The organism is Sphingorhabdus sp. (assembly GCF_044239005.1).
In the GTDB taxonomy this organism is placed as follows: Bacteria; Pseudomonadota; Alphaproteobacteria; order Sphingomonadales; family Sphingomonadaceae; genus Sphingorhabdus_B.
In genome coordinates this window covers 1-7,070 of record NZ_JBIICH010000105.1, presented here as the reverse complement: position 1 = coordinate 7,070, position 7,070 = coordinate 1, and the positions used below count along the sequence as shown (strand labels likewise).

Below are 7,070 nucleotides of genomic sequence, written 5' to 3'. Positions count from 1 at the left end.
GTCAGCAAGACGCCTGACGCCATATAGTTATAAACCTTGAGCATGTGCGAACGCAGACCAGCGTCAAAAGTGACATCGCCGGCGCGTGTACCTACACCTGCAAGACTTGACTGGGTCCCGGTTACCCGTGGATCGGACCACTGTGCCATGACTTAATTCTCCTCAAAACACGGCAAGATAGCCGCTGGACCAGTATATTGGAGGAATTTGTTCCAGATTCAAGCGAAACACGACACGCCGCATTGCGATTTTTTTCATTGCTACTGCTCGGCATTGGCTTTGAGCAATGTGGTCTGGGGGGCCGCACTATTCCGCCAAACTAGGTCCTGACCCTAGGTCCGCGCATTCTGTGCGACGAGTTGAAGGGGAATTATCGTTGCGCAGATTGCCTGTTCTGCTAGCCATAGCAGCAGAAGGCGACAACCGCGATTGAGGGAGAGCAAGGTGAGTGTGACGGTCGAAGGCGAAAACAACGGCGCTATTTCCCCGCAAGCAGAGGTTAAATCGCCTGAGGCCAGCAGCTACAGCTGGTATGTGCTGATTGTCCTTGTAATCGTCTACATACTCAACTTCATCGATCGCCAAATCCTCAGTATTTTGGCCGTAGATATTAAAGCAGACCTTGGCCTGACCGATGCCGACATGGGCTTTTTGGGTGGCGCAGCTTTCGCGGTTTTTTATGCTTTATTCGGTATTCCATTGGGGCGGCTTGCCGATAATTGGAGCCGCGTAAAGCTTCTATCTATTGGCCTTGCCTTATGGTCGATCATGACCGCCCTGTCCGGCTTTGCGCGCAATCAGGTGGAACTGACCTTGGCGCGCATGGGCGTCGGCGTGGGCGAAGCGACTGCAAGCCCAACGGCTTATTCACTGATTTCCGATTATTTCCCGAAACGGCAGCGCGCGACCGCGCTCGCGATTTACTCGTCCGGTCTGTATATTGGCGGCGGCGTTTCGTTGTTTTTGGGCGCACTCATTGTCCAAAGCTGGGACGCCGCTTTCCCACAAGGCGGCCCGCTAGGCCTGGTCGGCTGGCATGCGGCATTCGTGGCCGTCGGCATTCCGGGCATACTCGTCGGATTGTGGGTTGCCACATTGCGTGAGCCCGTGCGCGGCGCGATGGATGGGTTGGTTACGCCCGCGCACCCTGCCCCATTCCGCGCATTTGCGAGCGATCTTTCCATGATCGTCCCACCCTTTACCTTATGGGGTGCATGGCAACGCGGGCCAACGGCGCTTGTGATAAACATAGTCACGGCAGCCGCTATCGCAGCGTTTGCTTACACAATGATCCAGCTGACCGGCAATTTCCCGCAATGGTCGGCGGTTGGCTTTGGCTATTATGCCGTCTTCTCCTGGGCATCGACCTTGCGGGCGAAGGATCCGGCGACATTTAAGCTCATCTGGGGAACGCCTGCGTTCATCTGCACCACCATTGGCTATGGCTTGGTCGCACTTGTCGCTTATGCTCTGGCGTTCTGGTCCGCTCCTTATGCGGAAACGGTGCTTAAGTTGCCTAAAGCAGAGTTGGCTTTGATTTTAGGTGGAAGTGGAGCACTTAGTGGCTTTCTGGGTGTAATCGTCGGCGGATCTGTCGCCGATATGCTCCGGGCGCGACATGCCGCAGGGCGCGTTTTAGTTATAATTTTCGGTGTCGTTGCCCCAATCATTCCGATCTGGATCGGCTTCACGACCGAAAATGTATTATTGTTTTACATCATGCAATTTCTTGCTGGAATGTTTGGTGCAACGGCACTTGGTGCCGCTGCCGCAACCACACAGGACCTTGTGTTGCCACGTATGCGCGGCACAGCAACGGCGGCGTTCTTCTTAGGCACCACGCTGGTTGGGCTATCCTTTGGGCCTTATATGGTCGGCCAGATTTCCGATCTTGCCGGAACAATGGTCGACGGGAAGCTGGTGGGCAACTTACGCATTGGCATCCTCTCGCTCATCGCGGTCGCGCCAATTGCCTTGGCTTTGCTAATCGCCGCCTATCGCAGCGTGCCTAAGGCGGAACGCACGATCGTTGAACGTGCACGTGATGCGGGCGAGCCAGTTTAATCGAACGATTAAATTCGGCTTGACGCCCGCGTCAACTTGCTGCCATTGATGGTGCATATTTTGCAGTAACTTCTTGCAGGGGATTCACCATGTCGCTCGATACCATTCCACGCACCGCTTATACTGAAGATCATGAAGCGTTCCGCCAGTCGGTTCGCCAGTTCCTTCAAAAGGAAGTCGCGCCCCACGCAAAGCAGTGGCAAGAAGATGGCATCGTTCCAAAGTCGATCTGGCCCAAGGCTGGCGCAGTCGGCATGCTCTGCCCCACCGCACCTGTTGAATATGGCGGCCTTGGCCTCGACTTTGGCTACAACGCGATCGTCGACGAAGAGTCCGCTTATTATGGCGGCGTCGCCACGGGCTTCTCGCTTCAGTCGGATATCGTCGTAAACTATATCACCAGCTACGGCAGCGAAGAGCAGAAGAAGCATTGGTTGCCCAAAATGATCTCTGGCGAGGTCATCACTGCTATCGCGATGACGGAGCCCGGCACCGGAAGCGATCTTCAGGGTATGAAGACAACCGCGCGTAAAGACGGCAACCATTATGTCATCAACGGCAGCAAAACGTACATCACGAACGGCCAAAATGCCGATCTGATTTTGGTCTGCGTCAAAACCGACACAGAGATCCAGCCAGCGTATAAGGGCATGTCGATTGTCCTCGTTGAGGCGGATCGTGACGGCTTCAAGCGCGGCCGCAACCTCGACAAAATCGGCATGGATGAAGCGGATACTTCGGAATTGTTCTTCGAAGATGTCCGCGTGCCAATGACCAACTGCTTGGGCGAAGAAGGCAAGGGCTTCATCTATCTGATGAGCGAACTGCCGCAGGAGCGTCTGTCGATTGCCGTATCGTCGATGGCAAGCACGCAGAAGGCTTTTGATGAAACCGTCGCGTTCTGCCGCGAACGGATTGTGTTCGGCAAGCCATTGCTGGATTTCCAAAACACCCGTTTCGTATTGGCCGATATCAAGGCAAAGCTGCAAATTGGCTGGGCGCATCTCGATTGGGCTTTGAACCGCCATTACAAAAAAGAACTGACCGCCGAGGAAGGCGCTGCGGCAAAGCTGTGGCACACGGACCTGCAGTGGGAAGTCGTCGATGCCTGTCTGCAACTGCATGGCGGCGCTGGATATATGAATGAATATCCCATCGCCCGTATGTGGCGCGCCGCACGCGTAACGCGCATTTTCGGCGGCACCAACGAGATCATGAAAGAACTCATCGGTCGGGGTCTTTAAGGCTCACGGATAATCGCCAAACCGTCACCCTGAACGTGTTTCAGGGTCTTAATCTTCAACGCAGAAAGTAAGACCCTGAAACACGTTCAGGGTGACGACTTTTGATAAAGGTTTCATATGCCCAAACCCCAGGCTTGGCAGCTTAACCCGGCCAGCTATCCGTTCAGCCATCGCACCGAAACGCGGTTTGCGGACATGGATGTTCTTGGCCACATTAACAATGTGTCCATGGCGGGGCTGTTCGAACATGGCCGTGGCATGTTCAACCACGCCATTGAGGTCCAGCGCCGTGCGCCGGGCCAAAGATGGCTGATCGCCAGCGTCAATCTGGACTATATTGCCGAAGCGCATTTCCCTGAGCATGTCGACATCGCCAGCGGCATCGCGCGGATTGGAAACAGCAGCTGGGATATTGCATCCGCAGCCTTTCAAGGCAGCGAATGCAAGGCCACCTGTATCACGACCATCGTGCTAACCAATGCGGACGGGTCAGCGCCTATCCCGGATGACCTGAGAGAAGAGTTCGAAAGGTTGCGCGTTAAAGCGGCTTAATCAACAAACGTAGCTGCCCGCTTCTGCATTCCCGCCATGACCGCTTCAATCTGGTTTGGCTTACGAATGACTTTGGCTTGGCGAACGCTTTCGGCCATCAAGATCGCGTCTTCGTCCATGTCGGTATATTCGTTGAACAGCGCCTTGGCCTCGCGCATAGCGTCCGGGTTCCGGTCCGCGATTTCGCGGGCAATGGCCATGGCGCGGGCGTGGGGGTTTTCATCCACGAACGTCGCAAAGCCCAAGCCCAGGGCCTCCGCCCCTGAAAACTCGCGGTTGGTGTAGGTCAACTCGCGCAGCATATCTTCACGCACCATGCCGCGCCATAAGGCATAGCCGCCCATGTCAGGGATGAGCCCCCATTTCATCTCCATCACCGCAAGGCGGGCGTCAGGCGCGATCACGCGGATGTCCGCACCGCTGGCAATTTGCAGGCCGCCCCCAAAGCAAACGCCGTGGACTGCGGCAATGACGGGCATAGGCAGCTTGCGCCAAAGCATCGCGACTTGCTGGAATGTGTTGGCGTTGCCATGTGTCCGATCCGTGAGGCTGCCCATGCCGCTATTCGCGCTTGCACCGCCGCTTGCCATGCTGGCCATATCAAGCCCCGCACAAAAGCTGCGTCCTTCGCCCGACAGCACCACGGCGCGCACGCCTTTCATCGCGGCAAGCTCTTCTCCGGCAGATATGATCCCCTGAAACATGGCCGGGTCGAGCGCGTTCATTTTGTCGGCGCGGGTAAGCCGCACATCGGCCACGTGGTTTTCAACGGTTATGCTCACGCGGTCGTTCATGCGGCGCTCCTATCCAATGCAAATTCCACCAAAGGCAGTTGGTCATTACCAAAATACATATATGTTTTGTCGACAAAAATCGTAGGTGAGCCATAGCCACCGCGCGCAATCACTTCATCCGTATTTGCACGCAGCAGCGCCTTTACGTCGTCTGATTGCGCACGCGCGCGCAAGGCATCCCCATCCAGACCAGCACTATTGGCCACCGCAACCAGCACGTCAGGATCATCAAGATTTTCCTGCGCGCCAAAATAGCTTTCGAACGCGGCTTTTGTAAACGCGTGCAGTGCGGCTGGATCATCGGCAAGGCCGCAGGCCATCCGCATTGCATTGACGCTCTTGGCCGGGTGATATTGGCTTGGGAAGTTCAGTGCGACGCCGGCTAACGCTGCCCAATCACGCAGTGTTTTCCAGCTATGCAGCAGCTTTGGATTGTCGGATGCTTCACGCGCGGCATAGACAGCCGGGTTGACCGCGTTGAACACGCCGCCGACCAATATGGGCCGCAACGTCATTGTCGCCCCTGTGCGGTCGAGCACGCCCATAATGTTCGTGAACGCCAAATAGGTCCATGGGCTCGAAAGATCGTAGAAAAATTCAACCCGATCGCTGTGCATTCGACCCTCCCATATTGCATCCTGCTTTAGCATTGCCGAACATTTAATGAAGCGATTAAATGCCCGATTGCCACTTATCAATCTGTTCCCGGACTGGTCGGTGAATATACACCTTTCGCCGCATCACGGCCCAATTGTCTGCTGTCTTAAATTGACATTAACCATATGCCGTCACAGGGATGTGGGCAGATAAAAATGTCCGGGTGGGTAAGGGCAGGATCGTGGATAGATATCCTTATGTTTGAAGGCAAAGATACACACTTTGCTGCGGCTGGCTTAAACGGAAGCGTGATGCTTGCCGATGCTATGGTCGCACCCCTGCGCCAGACCACCGAAGCAACTTGGCGCGAACGCATTGCCCAGCTCGACCTCGTCCCCGACCTTGGCGAAAATATTGGTTCCGTCCGCTGGTTTCGTGGCCTTGGAACGCTAACCCTATTGAGCGTTGCTGCACTTGCGCTCCTCCCCGATTTCGGACCAATTTACGGCCCGCAACCGTCCATTGCGACGGAAGCCGAGTTTGAAGAAGCGCGCGCGCAAATGGTTATGCCGATTGCCTATGGCAGTGACAGCGGCAAACGCATGGCCGCGACTGACGCGGTTGTTGCCCTTGCCGGAAGCCCGGAGCGTCCCCGCATCGAATTGACAGCCTCTTTGGGCCGCGGTGATAGCTTTGCACGGGTCCTACAGCGCGCTGGTGTTGGCGGCAATGAAGCCAGTGATGTCGCCAACATGGTTTCAGGCGTCACGTCGCTATCGGATATTGAACCCGGCACCCCCATCAATATCGTGCTCGGTAAACGTTCTGCGCAAAATCAGCCCCGGCCTTTGGAATCCGTTGCCTTTCGCGCACGATTTGACCTCAATCTCGCTATCAACCGTGAAGGTGGAGCGCTCCGGTTAAGCCGCGAACCGATTATGGTCGATGACACGCCGTTGCGCATCCGCGGCACCGTGGGCAGCCAGGGTATTTACCGGTCAGCGCGCGCAGCGGGTGCACCTGCCAGCGCTATCCAGGATTATCTGAAAGTCATCTCGGGCCGCATGCCCTTGTCGGCAATCCGCGCGACCGATGAATTTGATATCATCGTTGGTTATAAGCGCGCTGAAACCGGTGAAGTTAAGGTCGGCAATCTTTTATATGCCGGCGTCGACCGCGACGGCAAATCGCCAGTCCAGATGCTCAAATGGACCAATGGCGACAGCAGCCAATGGTTCGAAGCCTCCGGTGTGGGTGAATCGAAAGGCGCACTCAGCCGCCCAGTTAATGGCGCTGTGACATCGGGCTTTGGCGGCAGACGCCACCCGATTTTAGGCTACATGCGCATGCACAGCGGCCTCGATTTTAAAGCAAGCTATGGCCAACCCATTTTTGCGGTGACCGATGGTGTCGTTGCCTATGCCGGACGCAAGGGCGGTTACGGCAACTTTGTTCAGCTGAACCATGGCGGCGGCCTTGCCAGTGGTTATGGCCATATGAGCCGTATCGCCGCACGACCCGGAAGCCGTGTTCGGCGCGGTCAAATCATCGGTTATGTGGGGTCAACAGGTTTGTCGACTGGTCCGCATTTGCACTATGAATTATATCGCAACGGACGTGCGGTGAACCCGAATTCGATCAAGTTTACGCAGCGTGCACAACTTGGGGGCAGTGACCTTGCGCGCTTTAAAGGCACGCTTCAGCGCCTGAAATCGGTCAAGGCCGGTGCAGCGCTCGCACCATTGCGCACACAAGCGAAAAGCACGGACGAACCGAAGCGTGAAATTGACCGACTGACCCTTCAAGTCGACCATTCGCA

General features: G+C 56.0%; 6 protein-coding genes and 1 pseudogene. 4 read left to right on the top strand and 3 right to left on the bottom strand.

The features are described 5' to 3' along the window. Window positions 1–149 (bottom strand): annotated as a pseudogene (locus ACILQA_RS08685) (BAX inhibitor (BI)-1/YccA family protein); the annotation flags it as partial. A 301-nt stretch (window positions 150–450) separates the two neighbouring features. On the opposite strand from ACILQA_RS08685, the gene ACILQA_RS08680 reads away from it, so the two are divergent. The 3 genes from ACILQA_RS08680 (at window position 451) to ACILQA_RS08670 (ending at window position 3,860) form a co-directional block, all read left to right on the top strand. After that, window positions 451–2,064, top strand: coding sequence for a spinster family MFS transporter (locus ACILQA_RS08680; protein ID WP_395629343.1), 1,614 nt, complete (start codon window positions 451–453; stop codon window positions 2,062–2,064). A gap of 89 nt (window positions 2,065–2,153) precedes the next feature. Next, window positions 2,154–3,308: an acyl-CoA dehydrogenase family protein gene (locus ACILQA_RS08675; RefSeq protein ID WP_333569209.1), complete on the top strand. Its 1,155-nt coding sequence runs from the start codon at window positions 2,154–2,156 to the stop codon at window positions 3,306–3,308. A gap of 117 nt (window positions 3,309–3,425) precedes the next feature. Next, the gene (locus ACILQA_RS08670) at window positions 3,426–3,860 is read left to right on the top strand and encodes an acyl-CoA thioesterase (protein ID WP_395629342.1); all 435 of its coding nucleotides are present in this window, start codon (window positions 3,426–3,428) and stop codon (window positions 3,858–3,860) included. Here ACILQA_RS08670 and ACILQA_RS08665 read toward each other — a convergent pair. Beyond that, window positions 3,857–4,654: a crotonase/enoyl-CoA hydratase family protein gene (locus ACILQA_RS08665; protein ID WP_395629341.1), complete on the bottom strand. Its 798-nt coding sequence runs from the start codon at window positions 4,652–4,654 to the stop codon at window positions 3,857–3,859. The genes ACILQA_RS08670 and ACILQA_RS08665 overlap by 4 nt on opposite strands. Then, window positions 4,651–5,271, bottom strand: coding sequence for a 2-hydroxychromene-2-carboxylate isomerase (locus tag ACILQA_RS08660; RefSeq protein ID WP_395629340.1), 621 nt, complete (start codon window positions 5,269–5,271; stop codon window positions 4,651–4,653). The genes ACILQA_RS08665 and ACILQA_RS08660 overlap by 4 nt, the downstream gene beginning before the upstream one ends. A 237-nt stretch (window positions 5,272–5,508) precedes the next feature. Here ACILQA_RS08660 and ACILQA_RS08655 point away from each other — a divergent pair. Then, window positions 5,509–7,070, top strand: a 1,562-nt coding sequence (locus ACILQA_RS08655; protein ID WP_395629339.1) for a M23 family metallopeptidase, incomplete at its 3' end; no start/stop codon positions are given.